This window comes from uncultured Vibrio sp. (genome assembly GCF_947488985.1).
In the GTDB taxonomy this organism is placed as follows: domain Bacteria; phylum Pseudomonadota; class Gammaproteobacteria; order Enterobacterales; family Vibrionaceae; genus Vibrio.
The window spans coordinates 1-18,306 of the sequence record NZ_CANLBV010000079.1; the positions used below are offsets into that span (position 1 = coordinate 1).

Below are 18,306 nucleotides of genomic sequence, written 5' to 3' on the forward strand. Positions count from 1 at the left end.
CAAGCGCTTTTTGAATACATTGAAGTTGATTATAATCGAACAAGAAGGCACAGTGCTCTTGGGTATGTAAGCCCAGTTAACTTTGAAAAACAATATGTCGCTTAATACGGTGTCCAGTCTGACTGGAGCAGATCATTTTCTCCTCAACTAAAAATCCAGCACTTCCAAAAATTGGAACAAAAAAAATCCCGCCTTTTATGGCGGGATTCAATGATTTAACTAAGAAGTCTGTCTTAGATAAACTTCACTTTAGTCACTTCTTTGATAGCAGATAGAACAAATGTTGGTACTGCTGCAATGAAGATTAGCGCTATTAAGTGATTAAACTCTAGTGCTTCTGTGCTGAATACCAGTTGACCGAAGCTTGTGTAAACAACGCTTAGCGACAACATCGCCGATACTGCCACTGCACCAAGTAGGTAGTGGTTAGTGAACGGGTTCTTACGATAAATCGTTGTAAACGTACGTGCATCGAACAAGCTCCAAAGCTGAGCAAAGATCAGTGTCAAGAACGCAACGGTTTGTGCGTACTGAGCACTGTAACCACCGTCGAGTGCGTAAGAGAATGTCACAAAGCTTAGACCACCTAATGCTAGACCACGAGTTAGGATACGAGCGCCTAGGCCGTCAGAGAAGAAGCCTTGGTCACGTTTGCCTGGCTTACGCTCCATCAGATCTTTCTCTTCTGGCTCAACACCAAGCGCAAGCGCTGGCAGACCATCAGAAACTAGGTTAACCCATAAAATCATAAGCGGAGTCAACGGTAGTATAACGTCTGGTCCCATTGTTAGGAATGCAAACAGGATCACCGATACTTCACCCACGTTCGCTGTGAGTGCTTGACGGATAAACTTACGTAGATTGTCAAAAATTTGACGACCCTGACGTACCGCCTTCACGATAGTACTGAAGTTATCATCCAATAGGATAAGGTCACCTGAGTCTTTCGCAACAGACGTACCTGTAATACCCATCGCAACACCAATGTCTGCACGACGTAGTGCTGGCGCATCGTTCACACCATCACCCGTCATAGAGGCAACTTCGTTATTGTCTTGCTGTGCTTTTACGATGCGTAGCTTATGCTCTGGTGTTACACGTGCGAAGACTGCAACCTTAGAACAGATAGCGATCAGCTGCTCATCATCCATTTGGTCTAATTCAGCACCCGTTACCACTAGATCGTCTTCACTGCGGATAATGCCAATTTCACGAGCAATCGCTGCTGCAGTTACTGCGTGGTCACCGGTGATCATTACTGTACGAACACCAGCGCTGTAACAGCTATCGACGGCGGCACGCACTTCTGGACGTGGTGGATCCATGATGCCGTAGATACCAAGGATGCTTACGTCTTTCTCAAGCTCAGGGAAGTCAAGCTCAAGCTCTTCTTCATTTAGCTCACGGAAACCCACCGCTAGCGTGCGCAGAGCGTCACCACCAAAGGTTTGAATCGCCTCTTCAAAGTTGCTGTGAAGCTCTTGTGATTGTGCTGTATCAAGAGCTAAGTTACCTGCAACTTCACTACCAACTGTTGGTACGAAGCCACCGTCAACCATGAAGCTAGTTGATTTGCCAAGAACCACATCTGGCGCGCCTTTCAATGCTAGGAAGTGCTTACCTTGTGGGTCACGAACGATAACAGAAGCCATCTTACGACCTGAATCGAACGGGAACTTCTTAACGATTGAGTAGCCACCAGTTGACAGCATTTCATCTTGCTTAAGCCCTGCTTTTGCAGCAGCAACAATCAGTGCGCCTTCTGTCGGGTTACCACGAACCGTCCACTTACCACCAGCATTGATGTATTCTGCGTCGTTACATAGCGTTGCAACCACAAGGCCTTTCATCATTGCTGGGCTGTTTGTCGCTTGTACATCGTGACCTTTGGTGATGAATTCACCTTTAGGGTCAAAACCTTTACCCGACACATCCCAGTAACGGCCAGACACATCGTACGCTTTCATTACCTGCATTTGGTTTTGAGTTAGCGTACCAGTTTTATCTGAACAGATAACGGTTGTAGAACCAAGCGTTTCAATTGCTGCGAGCTGTTTAGCCAAAGCATTGCTCTTCACCATCTTAGTTGAGCCCATCGTTAATACGATAGTCACTACCGTTGGTAGGCCTTCAGGGATAGCTGCAACAGACAGAGAAATACCTGTCGTTAGGATCTCTAACCATGGCATACCGTGGTATAGACCGATGGCACATACGATAGCAACAACGACAAGAGCAACCACCAATAGTGCGAGTGCGATGGTGTCCATACGCTCTTGCATTGGTGTTTTGGTCTCTTCAGTTTGGTTCATCATATGAGCGATGTGACCAACTTCAGTTTGCATACCAGTGCTTGTGACAACAGCAAGACCCGTACCCGTAGTAACAATCGTAGTCATGAAGCCCATGTTCTTCTGATCACCAAGACCAAGGGTCTCATCTTCAAGGCGTTCAGACTGCTTATTCACTGGCTCAGATTCACCGGTCAGCGCTGCCTCATCGACCGTCAGACGGTTTGATTCGATAATACGAACGTCGGCAGGCAGAATATCACCGGTATTGATTTTGATGATGTCTCCAGGAACCAGAGTCTTCGCTGGGACACTGATCCATTTACCATCGCGCATCACTTCGGCTTCGGGAGCCGCCATTTCTTTTAGCGCTTCCATCCCTTTCTGAGCTTTGAACTCTTGCCAGAACGCAATACCAGTATTGATAAGGATGATCACTGCAATAGCGATTGCATCGATTGCATGGCCAGTAGACCAAGAAACGATTGCACCAACAGCTAGGATAAAAATCAGTGGGTTTTTATATTGATGAATATACAGTTCCCATGCTGACGCAGACTCTTGCGCTGTCAGTTCATTGGTACCGTGTTTCTCTAAACGCGCTTTTGCTTCAGCGGTAGATAAACCTGCCGCTTGATCCGCGTTCAGCTTGTTCAGAACATCTGAACTCTGTTGTGTAAACCATTTACTCGTCATTTGAGTACTCCACATCCAAGCCTATCATCAAGGCTAATGTAATAAAATAATACTTATAGTTTTATATCTAAAATTTGCTCTCAAATCCAAAGTGAATATTTAGTCGATTTGAAGCAGTAAAAAGACTATATATCAACCCATTCAGACTTGGCAAAGATCACAAATTAACGCCATTAACACACTTGACAAACAACAAGGAAACACAGTTGCATTATTTTTTTGAACAAAAACCACCACAAAATGAAACAAAAATCAGTAATTCATTGTTTTTGAAAAACAAAATATAAAATACTTATTCAAACAACTCATCGAAAAAGCTATAAATAAATAGAGAATTTATCGAAAATTCCTTAATATCGAATTTAAACATCGGAATAACCTTTGTTTATTGATGAACATTTCGGTTTTGATATGAGTTATCAAGGCCAAGAGAAAAGGAATAAGTGTTAAATAACGCATCAATAACCAACATTTTCGTGACTTACACCACAAATAATCAACGCACCATCATGGTGAACAATCACTAGAATCATCCATCATCACTATCTACTATTTATGCAAACCAGTCCGTAGTCCCCCGATACGCTAATGGTTTTGTGAAGACTAACTCATTGAAGTTTTGTAATACAAATAAGCAGGAGGTAGGAGTAAAATAAGCAGGATCAAACGAATGGGTTAATATCATGTTGCTTATGCTATCACCCCATATATAGTGCTATAAAATAAACAAGCTAGGAGCAATCACTATGGCAAATAACCGTGTTCTTCACACCATGCTGCGCGTTGGCGATCTTGATCGTGCGATCGAGTTCTACACTCAGATCATGGGCATGCAACTATTACGTAAGAACGAAAATAAAGAGTACCAATACACACTGGCGTTCGTGGGTTTTGGTGACGAGTCTCAAGGAGCTGTTATTGAGCTTACCTATAACTGGGGAACCTCTGAGTATGACCTTGGCTCTGCATTTGGTCACATTGCAATCGGTGTGGATGACATCTACGCGACATGTGATGCCATTAAAGCAGCGGGCGGCAACGTGACTCGCGAAGCGGGCCCGGTTAAAGGTGGCTCAACTCATATCGCATTTGTAAAAGATCCGGATGGCTACATGATTGAGCTTATTCAAAACAAACAAGCAACGGCGGGTTTAGAGGGGTAATTCTTCTGTCATCTCTGCCACGTTGGGTTTGAAAACAAATGAAAACTCTTAAATAAAAGAAGCGAGCACTGTGGCTCGCTTTTTTATTCCAACTCAATAACGCCAGCTATTATGCTTTTTTACTACTGGCGGCATAGCGAATACGGAGTTTAGACCTGCGTGCGACCTAAAGAGATAACCACCCGTCGGTTTTTATCTTTGCCAATTGGCGAACTGTTGTCAGCAATCGGTCGGCGTTTACCATAACCCTGAACTTGAATACGGTCTTCGGGTAAGCCCAATGACTTGAAGTACTCTCTTAATGATTCAGCCCTTCTCTCAGAGAGGTTTTGGCTAATGCTTTTACTATCGACGGAATCGGTATACGTCGCCACCAGCACCAGATCGATATCTTGGTTATAACGTGCATAGTCGGCAATCTGACTGAGCCTTTTACGTGATGCCTTATTCAACTGATCACTGTTACGATCGTAATGCAAAATAGTAAATGAAATATCTTCAAAACTGTAAGGCAGCAGGTTAGCGACACAGTCACTGAACACATTGTACTTTTCTTGAAATAGCACGGAAGACAAAGCCACTTCGATACGCTGATCTCGGCTCTGCCACTCTTGGTAACTGAAAGTCGGATAACGCCCTTTCTCAAGCTCACTCAAAATTCCCCATGCGGTTTGACCGCCGACATAGCCATCAAATTGCTGGAAGAACTTAATGGTCGTCATACGATCGGCACTTTCACCCGGACGCCAAGGTGGCGGCATAGAAATGAGACTAACATTACGTGTCGCCCCCATTGGGCGGCGCATTTTAAGCTCAAAGTCCAAAATGATATTTTTACTGGCACGAGATGAAAACTCCGCATCACCAAAATTAGGGATAGGATGAACTAAGCGACACTCTAATGGTGTGTTTGCCACCATCTCCCACGTCGACTGTTGAGGAGATGCTCCGTAGCGCTTCTCTTGTGCCAATACCGATGACGACATAAGGAGCGAAAATAGCATTGAAGCTGTTACGAGTGTTTTGTTCATAAAGTGGCGTATCTCTAAGCAATTCATTTAACAAAAAGCAATTTATTGACTCACAAGCTGTTTATTCACTGATAAGCCATTCGTTGACCAACAAGCGAACCGTCTAGTCACATAGCCAATTGCCGTATTTTCATCTGACAGTAAACAATGCAATTATCAAGCCGCAATATAGTGGCTAATTTGTCAATTATTGACCTTTCCTAGTTTTTCTCACTGCTATAATCTGCAATAATGCAGCCTTAATCACACTAATTTAGGCTAACATGACAGTAGAAAATGAAGCTCTGACCCTAAAAAAACGCTTTCGTGGCTATTTTCCTGTGGTCATCGATGTAGAAACCGCAGGGTTTAACGCAGCAACCGATGCATTATTAGAGATCTGTGCCATTACATTGAAAATGGATGAGAACGGAGATTTGCACCCAGCATCAACGCTTCATTTTCATATTGAGCCTTTCGAAGGTGCCCATATAGAGCAAGCAGCATTAGATTTTAACGGCATTAAAGACCCATTTAGCCCACTACGTGGTGCGGTGTCGGAACAAGAAGCCCTTAAAGAAATCTATAAGTTAGTGAGAAAAGAACAAAAAGCTGCTGATTGCAGCCGTGCAATCATGGTCGCTCACAATGCTACATTCGATTTAAACTTCGTCAATGCCGCAAGTGAGCGCTGTAAGCTTAAACGCGTCCCTTTCCATCCATTTGCAACCTTTGATACCGCCGCCTTAAGTGGACTTGCCTACGGCCAAACCGTTTTGGCTAAAGCTTGCCGCACTGCGGGGATGGAATTTGACAACAAAGAAGCACACTCTGCTTTGTATGATACGCAAAAAACCACCGAGTTATTTTGCCGTATTGTCAACAAATGGAAAGCCCTCGGCGGCTGGCCGCTTGCTGACGAACAATAAAAACAGAATAGGTAAACGCTCGTTCGTATTACCTTCATAAAAAACACAACATCTCGAGAATAATATGAATCCTGTTGTAATTTCAGTATGCGTCATGCTTGTTTTAGCTTTGATGCGTGTAAATGTAGTCGTTGCTCTCACGTTCAGTGCAATGGTCGGTGGCGTCGTTTCTGGTATGAGTTTGAACGATACCGTCGCGGCGTTCGAAAGTGGATTAGGTGGCGGTGCGACTATTGCCCTTAGCTATGCCATGCTTGGTACATTCGCTGTTGCAATCTCCAAATCGGGCATTACCGATCTCCTTGCGCAAAGCGTCATTAAGCGCATTCACGGTAAAGAGAACAGTGCAGCATCGACTGGCTTAAAGTACGCGACATTGGCGTCTTTGATTTTAGTGACCATCTCTTCACAAAACGTGATTCCTGTACACATCGCCTTCATCCCAATTTTGATCCCACCTCTATTAGGCGTGTTCGCTAAAATGAATCTAGATCGCCGTCTGATTGCGTGTGTGCTTACTTTTGGTCTGGTTACCCCGTACATGGTTCTACCTATCGGTTTTGGCGGTATCTTCCTGCACAACATCCTGCTTAAAAACCTGCATGACAATGGTCTTGATAACGTAGTAGCAAACCAAGTGCCAATGGCGATGCTATTACCGGCTGCAGGTATGATCTTTGGCCTATTGACGGCAGTGTTCTTCACCTACCGTAAACCTCGTCAATACAAAGAGACATCTCATACTGTTGTTTCAACGGAAGTTAAAGAGATAAACAAAAAGCACATCCTTGTCGCAGGTGCTGGTATCGTTGCTGCGTTAACCGTTCAACTGTCTACTGGCTCAATGATCATCGGTGCATTAGCGGGCTTTATGGTCTTCACATTTGGCGGTGTTATTGCTTGGAAAGAGACGCACGACGTTTTCACTAAAGGCGTACACATGATGGCTATGATTGGCTTCATCATGATTGCCGCAGCAGGTTTTGCAGCAGTAATGAAACAAACTGGTGGCGTTGAATCTTTGGTTGAAGCACTTTCAACAAGCATCGGTGACAACAAGCCTCTCGCTGCACTACTTATGCTAGTGGTTGGTCTACTGGTAACCATGGGTATTGGTTCTTCGTTCTCTACGATTCCAATCCTTGCAACTATCTACGTTCCACTAGCGGCAGCATTTGGTTTCTCTCCAATGGCAACTATTGCTCTAGTAGGTACAGCGGCAGCGCTTGGTGATGCTGGTTCTCCGGCTTCTGACTCAACGTTAGGTCCAACGTCTGGTCTTAACGCTGATGGCCAACACGAGCACGTATGGGAAACCGTTGTTCCTACCTTCCTACACTACAACATCCCACTGATCGTATTCGGTTGGATTGCAGCTATGGTTCTATAGCTTATAGCTAGGTTCTGTAGTCAGAATCAATGTTCAAAACTTAAAAGACCGCCTAGTGTGGTCTTTTTTATATCCGGAATTTCTCCCGCCAAGTTACACAGAATACCAATCGTAGTAAATAACTGGTCATCCTAGCTTGTTAAAACACTCGATAACGTCGTTAGAAATTTTGATTGTAGAATAACTACTTATCGAAAATTTCTGCCTTGCTCTCAAGCATTTTCCCTGCGCTATTTATGATCACTTACTTACTGTGATTGGTATAAAACCTCATAGCATGGCAAAAGAAAAGGCTTACTCTTACGAGCAAGCCTTTGAATAATACGATTCAGTATCGTCAATTAAGCGGTAGGAGCACTCTTTACTAGAACTTCTCTAATTGACTTAAGTGTCGTTTCTGATGAGTGGTAATCCAGCTCAACTTCAGTGAAGATACCGTCAACTTCAAGCATTAGGGTTGGGTAAGAATGCACACCCATCGCATGTTTGAAGCTCAATTGGTCTTCGAGCTCCCCCTCAAGTAACTTACCAACAAGGTCATTCTCAAATTGCTGCACATTCATACCTAACTCTTCAGCCAATTGTTTATGAGTCTCTTCACTGTGCGGCAGCATTGCACGCAAGTAGTAGGCGTGTTGAATCGCTTCAAGCATCTGTTCGTAGTGATCTTGGAAACCCGCAGCAATAACAGCACGACACGCAGGGTAAGTGCTTCGAACCGGTTGGCACTCTGTCCAAAATTCATGATTGAACTCTGTACCTAACTTGGCTTCGATCTGCTTCCAGATAGCTTGCAACTTGCTTTTCATCTCTTCTGACATTGGCTCATCAGAATCCGGAGCCAAGCCACCCACTACGTAGTTAAACTCAATGCTCGCGGGCAATTGTTGTTTTAGTAACTCCAGTGTTGGCTTGTATCCCCAGCACCAGCTACACATTGGATCATGTACATAATGAAGTTTAACGTTCATTGTTCGTTCCTTATTGAGTCGACTCTCAATCAATTCCAAAAAAAAAGAGCCTAATTAAGGCCCCTCATTTTTACTGTTCAGCGAAAAAGCTAGAACTTATTCAGCGTCATCGCGAGCAATTTTAGCCGCTGCTTCTTTGATGATTGGCTGAAGCTCACCTTTTTGGAACATCTCAAGAATGATGTCACAACCACCGATCAACTCACCTTCAACCCACAGTTGTGGGAACGTTGGCCATTGTGCGTAAGCTGGAAGCTCGGCACGGATATCAGGGTTTTGTAGGATATCTACATAAGCAAACTTTTCACCACATGCCATTAGAGCTTGAGACGCTTGCGAAGAAAAACCACAGCTTGGTAGCTTAGGAGAACCTTTCATGTACAGGAGAATAGTGTTTTCTTCAATTTGCTGTTTGATTTTATCGATAGTTTCCATTGCTTCCTCGTTAATGGATTACGGCTTTTATTGCCTTTATTCTACCCCAAACCAAAAGAATAAAAACCATATAAAAAAAATGGTTAACAAGTTAAGCTAATAATTCACACAAAAGTGACGAATTAGGCTTTTAATAAAGTAAAAACTTGCTAAAATACATCAAAAGTCAGCATGTTGACCATCGTTGGTCACAAAGCGAACCATAAATAATAATATCACTGGAAGCATTCGAAAGAGTTAACTCTTTCATATCAATGGAGAATTTAGCAATGGCATTTGAACTACCAGCACTTCCTTATGCAAAAGACGCACTAGAACCACACATCTCAGCAGAAACACTAGATTTCCACCACGGCAAGCACCACAACACTTACGTTGTTAAGCTAAATGGTCTTATCCCGGGTACTGAGTTTGAAGGCAAAACACTAGAAGAGATCATCAAGACTTCTACCGGCGGTGTTTTCAACAACGCTGCTCAAATCTGGAACCACACGTTCTACTGGCACTGCCTTGCTCCTAAAGCCGGCGGCGAACCAACTGGCGCAGTTGCAGAAGCTATTAACGCTGCATTCGGTTCTTTCGAAGAATTCAAAGCGAAATTCACTGATTCAGCAATCAACAACTTCGGTTCTTCTTGGACTTGGTTAGTGAAGAAAGCTGACGGTTCTCTAGACATCGTTAACACGTCTAACGCTGCAACGCCTCTAACAGAAGAAGGTGTGACTCCACTACTAACTGTTGACCTATGGGAACACGCTTACTACATCGATTTCCGCAATGTTCGCCCTGACTACATGGCAGCATTCTGGAACCTAGTAAACTGGTCTTTCGTAGAAGAGAACCTAGCTAAGTAATTATTACTTACGCTGCGCTATGAATAGCGAGTGATCTGAAGTCACTTCCTCGTTATAAATTGAAAGCTCATGCCTCGGCGTGAGCTTTTTTATATCTATCGTCGTCCGAAAAGTCTAGATATTGCCGAACAAATAAGCGAACCAAGCTGCTTTATACCCCTATATCTAGCCTCCTTCCCCACCCCACATAAGTTCTCTATTCGCCTGTAATTAAAGACTAAAGTTTGCCGACTCCATGCCGTTAAAGGTGTATCAAATGAGAGGCGACATGCAGATACATACTTTAGACAAAGCAGGAATCATCAACGAACTCAAGTTCGGCATCGGGATCAGCCAAGCGGTTGAGCAAGGTCGTCGTGCCGATTTCGCGTTGCTGCTATCTATGTTTTCTAATGATGTGCGTGATTGCACACCGATTGACACTATCGAAGTCACTGAAACCAATGAAGATCGGCTACGTAAACAGTTTGGCGTAGCAGAGCCACAACCACTGCGTTCAAACCAATCATCGTATGAGGTTTCAGCTCAGCAATCTCATCATTTTCATCAAGCTAGCCTTGCCAGTGCTAAGTTAAGCCATTACTTGCAACCGGAAGCACTTGCTTTTATGCCCGAAGATACAGCCGACTTCCCTGAAGAGGTTTACCAAAACCTGTCTGGTCATGATCGACGTAAGCTGGCAAACAAACAATCACCTGATTTACCTCATGCCACCCTCTACAATGCGCTATCCACCGCCCAGCGTAAGTATCAGATCCAAGCTCAGGTATAGCCAGCACGACTTTCCCTGTATCAATCTATGTTTACTTCTTTTTTAGCCCACACTTTTCTAAGGATTGCGTAATCCCCCTTCATCTGAGTACTCCTAACATCACCTTGTCGCAGATGCAGATTGAAATGACGACCCATTGAAATCACTGCAAAACGTGACGTGACACTAAGTTAATAAAAACTTATCCCTCGGCGCAGCTTAGTTTGAACTAACTCACACCCGCTTTATAAAATTTAACCCACTCTTTACCTTCACCAATAATTTGTTTAGGTACTCGGATGGAAATAAAAAGCTCAATCATATTGATAACATCGGCTGGCTCGCGACTAGGAGGAACCATTGCGAACCACTTTGTTAATCTAGGAGCCACTGTCATCCTCTGTGATCACGACTCAGAAGCACTTCAGGCAAGTTATATCCAATGCGCCCGGTTCTCCGACTCTGTTTACCACTTCACGCTCAAAGGCAATGATAACCAAGCCATTCTCAGTGTGTTTGATTTTATTCAAACCACCTTCAACACCACGCCCGATGTGTTGGTCAATAACTGGATCAGCTCACCAATGCCAAGTCTTATCGGCGACCAACCTGTCAGCAGCTTTATTAATGAGCTCTCTTCGATGGCATCGACTCTTTTTGCTTTCGGCCAAATCAGTGCTGAAAGGTTACGTGAAGCAAACAAAGAAGGGGTTATTGTGAATGTGATATCCCATGATGACTTTCATGACGTGTCCGGCCTAGAGAGCGCAAACTCCATGGTTACCGGCTTTACTCAAAGTTGGGCCAAAGAGTTAACTCCCTTTAAGATCCGTGTTGGCGGTGTCGTGCCAGCCATTCACAATGCTGACGGAAAATTTAATCGCTGTCACTGGGCACAACTGCAAGACGAACTCACCCGAACGACTGAATACATCATTTCTAACGATTACTTCAGTGGACGAGTTGTCGCGGCTGAGGTTTAACGTCTTCGCTAGAAAGAGTCACTCGCTCGACCTTCAGCCAGTAATAATACCAATCACAGCAAGTAAGTGTTCAGAAATAGCGCAGGAAAAAGCTTGAAAACAAGGCAAGATTTTTCGATAAGTAGTTATTCTACAATCAAAAAAAACCTAACGAAATTAGCGCGTTTTTTAACCAGCTAAGGTGACCAATTATTTACTACGATTGGTATAGTAGCCATCCCTAAGGGCAAATCAGCCAGCAAAAAGCATAAAAAAAAAGCCCCAGTCTCTCGACATGGGGCTTTGATATTTTTCCGATAGATAAGGTTCGTGCTAGCGAAAACTTATCTCAAAACTGACTCTAACTTATGCTTCAGCTTTTTCTTTTTTAGCTTTTGGCGCTTTCGCTTCAGCTGGCTTTTGGTCCGCTTTTTTCTTGATAACAGTCGTACCTTCGAACGTTTCACCTTCAACGAAGGCTGTGCCATGGTAAGCAGATATTAGCACTTCTTTTAGTTCAGTGATCAGAGGGTAACGTGGGTTTGCACCCGTACATTGGTCATCAAACGCTTCAACCGCTAGCTCATCAAGCTTAGCAACGAAGTCTGCTTCAGGAACACCTGCTTCTTTGATTGACTTAGGAATATCTAGGTCAGTCTTAAGCTCGTCCAACCAAGTTAGAAGACGTTCAATCTTCTGAGCAGTACGGTCACCAGCTTGGCTTAGGCCTAGGTGGTCTGCAACTTCAGCGTAACGACGACGTGCTTGTGGACGGTCGTACTGAGAGAATGCAGTCTGCTTAGTTGGGTTATCGTTCGCGTTGTAACGTACAACGTTTGAGATAAGTAGTGCGTTAGCAAGACCGTGTGGTAAGTGGAACTCAGCACCAATTTTATGGGCCATTGAGTGACACACACCTAGGAATGCGTTAGCAAATGCTACACCAGCGATAGTTGCTGCGTTGTGTACTTTCTCACGAGCGATTGGGTCAGCCGCACCATTTTTGTAGCTTGATGGTAGGTACTCTTTAAGCATCTTAAGTGCTTGAAGCGCTTGACCGTCTGAGTATTCGTTCGCTAGAACAGATACGTAAGCTTCAAGAGCGTGAGTTACTGCATCGTAACCACCGAACGCTGTTAGAGACTTAGGCATGTTCATTACTAGGTTCGCATCAACGATAGCCATGTTTGGCGTGATTTCGTAGTCAGCTAGTGGGTACTTAGCACCAGTCTTGTCGTCTGTAACAACAGCGAATGGAGTAACCTCTGAACCAGTACCTGAAGTTGTAGTGATACATACCAGCTCAGCTTTTTGACCCATTTTAGGGAACTTGTAGATACGTTTACGGATATCCATAAAGCGCATTGCTAGCTCTTCGAAATGAGTTTCTGGGTGCTCGTACATAACCCACATGATCTTAGCAGCATCCATTGGAGAACCGCCACCTAGAGCAATAATTACGTCAGGTTGGAAGCTCTTCATTGCTTCAGCGCCTTTCTCAACAACAGATAACGTTGGATCCGCTTCTACGTCGAAGAAAGTTTGAACTTCGATGCCTTGTGCTTTCAGCAAGCTAACTACGTCATCAGCGTAACCGTTGTTGAATAGGAAACGGTCAGTTACTAGGAATGCGCGTTTCTTACCTTCTAGGTCGCTCATTGCGATTGGAAGGCTACCACGACGGAAGTAGATAGACTTAGGTAGTTTGTGCCACAACATGTTTTCAGCTCGCTTCGCTACAGTTTTCTTGTTGATAAGGTGCTTAGGACCTACGTTCTCAGAGATAGAGTTACCACCCCATGAACCACAACCTAGAGTTAGAGAAGGTGCAACGTTGAAGTTGTACAGATCACCGATACCACCGTGAGTAGTAGGGATGTTGATTAGGATACGAGCAGTCTTCATCTTGTCACCGAAGTAACGGATACGCTCTGCGTTAGTATCTTGGTTAGTGTAAAGACCAGACGTGTGACCGATACCACCGATTTCAACCATAGTTACCGCTTGAGCAACAGCGTCTTCGAAGTCGTCTGCGCGGAATAGACCTAGAGTTGGAGACAGTTTCTCGTGAGCGAACTCGTCATCGTAAGAAACTTTACCAAGACCTTCACCGACAAGTACTTTTGTATCAGCAGGCACTTTAACACCCGCCATTTCAGCGATTGCTGGAGCAGGTTGACCTACGATTTTAGCATTTAAGTTGCCGTCGATAAGAAGTACTTTACGTACTTTATCTGCGTCAGCTTTAGATAGAACGTGAGCTTTGTGAGAAGCGAAACGCTCTTTCACTTCGTCATAGACTTCGCTAACAACGATTGCCGCTTGCTCAGAAGCACATACAACGCCGTTATCGAATGTTTTAGACATAAGGATAGAGGCTACAGCACGTTTGATGTCAGCGGTTTCATCGATAACAACAGGAACGTTACCCGCACCTACACCGATAGCCGGCTTACCAGAAGAGTATGCGGCTTTAACCATGCCTGGACCACCAGTAGCAAGAATTAGTGCGATACCGTCGTGCTTCATTAGTGCGTTAGAAAGCTCTACAGATGGTTGGTCGATCCAACCGATGATGTCTTTTGGTGCGCCCGCTGCTACTGCTGCGTCTAAAACCAGTTTCGCTGCGTCGTTGGTTGAGTTCTTTGCGCGCGGGTGTGGCGAGAAGATAATGCCGTTACGTGTCTTAAGAGAAATCAGAGATTTGAAGATTGCTGTAGAAGTTGGGTTAGTTGTTGGAACGATACCACAGATGATACCGACAGGCTCAGCGATAGTCATTGTGCCTAGGTTGTCATCTTCTTCTAAGATGCCACATGTTTTTTCGTCTTTGTATTTGTTGTAGATAAATTCAGATGCAAAGTGGTTTTTGATAACCTTATCTTCAACAATACCCATTCCAGATTCAGCAACAGCTTGTTGTGCTAGTGGAATTCGAGCGTGGTTGGCTGCTAGAGAAGCGGCGCGAAAGATTGCGTCGACTTTCTCTTGAGAGAATGTTGCAAACTCTTCTTGTGCTGCTTTAACGCGAGCTACTAGAGCATCAAGTTCCGCTAAGTTAGTTACAGGCATGGTGGATCTCCTAAAATAATAAATATTAAAAACTTTTTATTAAATTCGCTGCTTGTCTTAACTCCTAACTAACAGCGTTCTTAGTAAATTGCTTTCAGGGCTGAGTATATTATTTCACGCTGTGAAAAAAATTGACCCAGATCAGTTACCCAAAAAGAATTAACCAGAAAGTAGTAACGAGCTCGATATATGAATCATAACCATATGATTCATATATGTTTAATGACAAAGCCCACTCAGTAATAAAAACAAAAAATAACCAGCTCTTTTACGCAATTCGTAACAATTTGTAAGTTTTGTTCATTTTTAGTCAACGAAATTACATGTACACGGTCATATTCGTGCCACTAAGAGTATATCTACATGCATCTGACGAGCTAGAACTGGGCGTCATATTTATTGATTCCGTGCGCAAGTTAACACTTCGACAAAAAATCGCTTACAACGCCAAGCACAAGTACAAGTACAAGTACACATTTTGAAACATTGTTAATAGCAGCGAGCTATTCAATTAGTTTTTCTAAATAACTCGTGATTTCACGTTAGTTTTTTTCATTCGTGCAATTTAGATTTGTCCCTTACATTACGTGCTCACGCTATTCACAGATCAAACCTTCCACCTTAAGTACACTAACTGGAGACCGCTCTCATGCAAGGCTTAGAACTCGCAATTTTTATGCAATTCTTCCTTGGGCTCGTTGCTGCCGTAAACCCAATCGGCATCATGCCTGTTTTCGTTTCCCTCACGGCTCATATGCCACCTGAAGAGAGAAATAGAACGGCCTTACAAGCGAATATTGCGGTTGCGGTTATCTTGATAGTGTCACTGGTTGCGGGGCAATTGCTGCTTGATATGTTTAGTATCTCGCTAGACTCATTTAGGGTTGCTGGCGGGTTGTTGTTGCTGAGCATCGCATTCTCGATGATGAGCGGTAAACTCGGCGAAGATAAACAGAACAAACAAGAGAAATCTGAGTACATCAGCAAAGAGCAAATTGGGGTCGTTCCACTTGCCATGCCCTTGATGGCTGGTCCCGGTGCGATCAGCTCAACCATTGTTTATGGCTCTCGTTATCCTGCCGTAACGGACACCCTGGGGATCGGCATCAGTATTATCGCGTTTGCAACCTGCTCTTGGCTTCTATTCCGTTCCGCACCGGTGATCGTTCGCTTTCTAGGTCAAACGGGGATCAACGTTATCACTCGTATTATGGGTTTAATCCTTGGTGCATTGGGCATTGAGTTCATCGCAAACGGACTTCGTAACCTGTTTCCAGGACTAGCGTAATGCTATGAGAACGTGGCCACCGATGATGGGCCGCTAGAATGAACGATTAACGAGGTAAGGAAGGCAACGGGCTTTCACTCGCCTCGTTATTATGAAGCTTGTATAATGATTGTTAATAAATTTAACAGACGATGAGCGTCACCTTATGTCAAGTCAGCCTCTCAAGCATCATTTATACGTCATTATCTTTGGCACCCACACCACAGCTGGACGTGTATTTGATATATCGCTGATCGTTGTGATCTTGGCTTCACTGTTAGTGCTTATATTAGAGTCACTGCCTAACGTCGTGAGTGAATGGTCGCAGCAACTGCGTTATATTGAATACAGTTTTACAGCTCTTTTCACCCTCGAATATCTGTTAAGGCTTTACTGCTCTCCAAAACCAAAATCTTACGCCACCAGCTTCTATGGTGTGGTTGACCTACTGGCGATTCTGCCTACTTATCTGGCGATCATTTTCCCTGGGGCATCATTCATGGGCGTGATTAGGCTACTGCGTGTGATGCGGATCTTCCGAATTCTGAAACTGGTTCGCTACCTGCAAGATTCCAATATTTTGTTGCGCTCACTGCTCATGGCAAGGCGAAAAATACTCATCTTCTTCAGTACTGTGGGGATTCTTGTGACGATTTTCGGAGCGCTTATATTCATAATTGAAGGGCCAGAGAACGGTTTTTTCCAGTATTCCTCAAAGCATCTATTGGGCGATTGTTACGATCACCACCGTTGGCTACGGTGATATCACCCCTCAAACCGCTTTTGGCAAAGCGATAGCCTCGCTCACCATGCTACTCGGCTATTCGATCCTTGCGGTGCCTACCGGAATTATTACGGCTGAATTAAGCAATGAAATGAACTCACATAAAGAGTTGGTTAAGTGCCCAAACTGCAACCGCTCTGGTCATGATTCTGATGCTATGTATTGCAAGCATTGTGCGAGCGAACTTGCCGACCCAGACAAACGGGTGGTAACTGAAGAGAAATAAAAGCAGATACGAGATTCGAGTGGTGGGGTACGAAGAGATTTAAGGGCAATTTCGAGAACCGAATAACCACATATCAATAAACGAAAAAGGATTGACGTTTATCATCAACCCTTTTCGATTTATCAGCTAATAGAATTTAAGCAATCTTGCCGATTACGCCTTCTCAGCAAGGATAATGCGTAGCGTACGGCGCAGTGGCTCTGCTGCACCCCAAAGCAGTTGGTCACCAACCGTGAAGGCATTTAGGAAGTCATTACCCATCGACATCTTACGCAGACGACCAACAGGTACTGACATAGTGCCAGTCACTTTAGCTGGCGTTAGCTCTTGCGCAGTGATATCACGATCGTTAGGAACCACTTTCACCCAATCATTGTGAGTGCCGATGATCTCTTCAATTTCATCCATTGGCACATCTTGCTTAAGTTTAATCGTTAGTGCTTGAGCGTGACAACGCATTGCACCAATACGTACACAAGTACCATCGATAGGGATAGGCTGACCATCTAGGCCAAGAATCTTGTTCGCTTCAACGCCCGCTTTCCACTCTTCTTTACTCTGACCGTTTTCACGCTTCACATCGATCCAAGGAATCAGTGAACCCGCTAGCGGAGCACCAAATTGATCGGTTGGGAATGAAGATGAACGGATTGTATCAGCCACTTTCTTGTCAATATCAAGAATAGAGCTTGCAGGGTTTGCGAGTTCAGAACTGACGCTATCGTTGATCACACCCATTTGTGAGATCAGTTCACGCATGTTCTTAGCACCAGCACCAGAAGCGGCTTGGTAAGTCATCGCACTCATCCACTCAACCATGCCTTTCTCATAAAGACCACCCAGAGCCATAAGCATTAGGCTCACGGTACAGTTACCACCAACGAATGTGTTAGTGCCACCGTGAATGCCTTGCTGGATCTGAGCTAAGTTAACAGGATCAAGAGTGATGATAGAGTCAGCGTCCATACGCAAAGTAGAAGCAGCATCAATCCAGTAGCCTTTCCAACCTGCTTGACGCAGTGCTGGGTAGACTTTTGATGTGTAGTCACCACCTTGACAGGTAATCACCGCATCAAGCTGTTTTAGACTATCAATATCAAAAGCGTCTTGAAGTAGACCCGCATCTTTGCCACCTAGGACTGGGGCCGGAATACCAATCTGAGATGTGCTGTAATAAACAGGCTCAATCAAGTCAAAGTCTTTCTCTTCAACCATACGTTGCATCAGTACAGAACCAACCATACCACGCCAACCAACTAGACCTACTCTCATGCTCACTCTCCATGTATAAATTAATAATTGCTCTCCCCCATCTATAAGTTTTTCAGACACAGAACTCAAGTGCTTTTTGTCAAAAAGTGTAACTTTTCCCTTCTTTACACATGAACCAGTCAAATAGTGAAGTTATCTATGATTCGCCATTGGCTTGCGGCTTTGTTGCGTAAATCGAGTGAACTAAATCAGAATCGTACGATCAGATCAGAGACATTCTCTTATTGACTCCG

The 18,306-nt window shown here is 44.1% G+C and carries 14 protein-coding genes and 1 pseudogene; 9 read left to right on the forward strand and 6 right to left on the reverse strand.

Going from position 1 to position 18,306, the window contains the following annotated elements; translation table 11 throughout:
* Positions 1-105: IS3 family transposase (locus Q1A70_RS14970; protein WP_299693196.1), on the forward strand; the 105-nt coding region annotated here is incomplete at its 5' end.
* 128 nt (positions 106-233) lie between these two features.
* Here the strand turns inward: Q1A70_RS14970 and Q1A70_RS14975 are convergent.
* A complete protein-coding gene (locus Q1A70_RS14975) occupies positions 234-2,987 on the reverse strand; it encodes a cation-transporting P-type ATPase (protein ID WP_299693156.1) in 2,754 nt (917 codons plus the stop codon).
* Positions 2,988-3,733: 746 nt separating this feature from the next.
* On the opposite strand from Q1A70_RS14975, the gene gloA reads away from it, so the two are divergent.
* Positions 3,734-4,150 carry a lactoylglutathione lyase gene (gene gloA, locus Q1A70_RS14980; protein WP_299693159.1) on the forward strand — a complete coding sequence of 139 codons (417 nt, stop codon included), beginning with the start codon at positions 3,734-3,736 and terminating at the stop codon, positions 4,148-4,150.
* 149 nt (positions 4,151-4,299) lie between these two features.
* On the opposite strand, the gene Q1A70_RS14985 is transcribed toward gloA, so the two are convergent.
* Entirely contained in the window at positions 4,300-5,181 is an 882-nt protein-coding gene (locus Q1A70_RS14985) for an OmpA family protein (protein ID WP_299693162.1), read from the reverse strand.
* Between the two features lie 263 nt (positions 5,182-5,444).
* Here Q1A70_RS14985 and rnt point away from each other — a divergent pair, with 263 nt between their 5' ends.
* Together rnt and Q1A70_RS14995 are read left to right on the forward strand one after the other, a co-directional pair.
* Positions 5,445-6,089, forward strand: a complete 645-nt coding sequence (gene rnt / locus Q1A70_RS14990; protein WP_299693165.1) for a ribonuclease T — start codon at positions 5,445-5,447, stop codon at positions 6,087-6,089.
* A 64-nt stretch (positions 6,090-6,153) separates the two neighbouring features.
* Positions 6,154-7,479: a Na+/H+ antiporter family protein gene (locus Q1A70_RS14995; protein ID WP_299693168.1), complete on the forward strand. Its 1,326-nt coding sequence runs from the start codon at positions 6,154-6,156 to the stop codon at positions 7,477-7,479.
* Between the two features lie 341 nt (positions 7,480-7,820).
* Here the strand turns inward: Q1A70_RS14995 and Q1A70_RS15000 are convergent, their stop codons facing one another.
* Both Q1A70_RS15000 and Q1A70_RS15005 read right to left on the reverse strand, forming a co-directional pair.
* Positions 7,821-8,450, reverse strand: coding sequence for a DsbA family protein (locus Q1A70_RS15000; RefSeq protein ID WP_299693171.1), 630 nt, complete (start codon positions 8,448-8,450; stop codon positions 7,821-7,823).
* Positions 8,451-8,546: 96 nt separating this feature from the next.
* Positions 8,547-8,885, reverse strand: a complete 339-nt coding sequence (locus Q1A70_RS15005) for a Grx4 family monothiol glutaredoxin (RefSeq protein WP_299693174.1) — start codon at positions 8,883-8,885, stop codon at positions 8,547-8,549.
* A gap of 269 nt (positions 8,886-9,154) precedes the next feature.
* Between Q1A70_RS15005 and sodB the strand changes: the two genes are divergently transcribed.
* From sodB to Q1A70_RS15020, 3 genes are all read left to right on the forward strand, one after another.
* Positions 9,155-9,739 (forward strand): superoxide dismutase [Fe], encoded by a 585-nt coding sequence (gene sodB / locus Q1A70_RS15010; RefSeq protein WP_010437112.1) that lies wholly within the window; start codon positions 9,155-9,157, stop codon positions 9,737-9,739.
* 268 nt (positions 9,740-10,007) lie between these two features.
* A complete protein-coding gene (locus Q1A70_RS15015; RefSeq protein WP_299693181.1) occupies positions 10,008-10,511 on the forward strand; it encodes a VC2046/SO_2500 family protein in 504 nt (167 codons plus the stop codon).
* Between the two features lie 278 nt (positions 10,512-10,789).
* Complete coding sequence (locus Q1A70_RS15020) at positions 10,790-11,473, forward strand: SDR family oxidoreductase (protein WP_299693184.1); 684 nt, start codon at positions 10,790-10,792, stop codon at positions 11,471-11,473.
* Between the two features lie 345 nt (positions 11,474-11,818).
* On the opposite strand, the gene adhE is transcribed toward Q1A70_RS15020, so the two are convergent.
* The gene (gene adhE / locus Q1A70_RS15025; RefSeq protein WP_299693187.1) at positions 11,819-14,524 is read right to left on the reverse strand and encodes a bifunctional acetaldehyde-CoA/alcohol dehydrogenase; all 2,706 of its coding nucleotides are present in this window, start codon (positions 14,522-14,524) and stop codon (positions 11,819-11,821) included.
* A gap of 649 nt (positions 14,525-15,173) precedes the next feature.
* On the opposite strand from adhE, the gene Q1A70_RS15030 reads away from it, so the two are divergent.
* Both Q1A70_RS15030 and Q1A70_RS15035 read left to right on the forward strand, forming a co-directional pair.
* On the forward strand, positions 15,174-15,812 hold the full coding sequence (locus Q1A70_RS15030) for a YchE family NAAT transporter (RefSeq protein ID WP_299693190.1): 639 nt from the start codon (positions 15,174-15,176) through the stop codon (positions 15,810-15,812).
* A gap of 145 nt (positions 15,813-15,957) precedes the next feature.
* A pseudogene (locus tag Q1A70_RS15035) lies at positions 15,958-16,801 on the forward strand (ion transporter).
* Between the two features lie 153 nt (positions 16,802-16,954).
* Here Q1A70_RS15035 and asd read toward each other — a convergent pair.
* On the reverse strand, positions 16,955-18,073 hold the full coding sequence (gene asd / locus Q1A70_RS15040) for an aspartate-semialdehyde dehydrogenase (RefSeq protein WP_299693193.1): 1,119 nt from the start codon (positions 18,071-18,073) through the stop codon (positions 16,955-16,957).
* Positions 18,074-18,306: the final 233 nt, after the last annotated feature.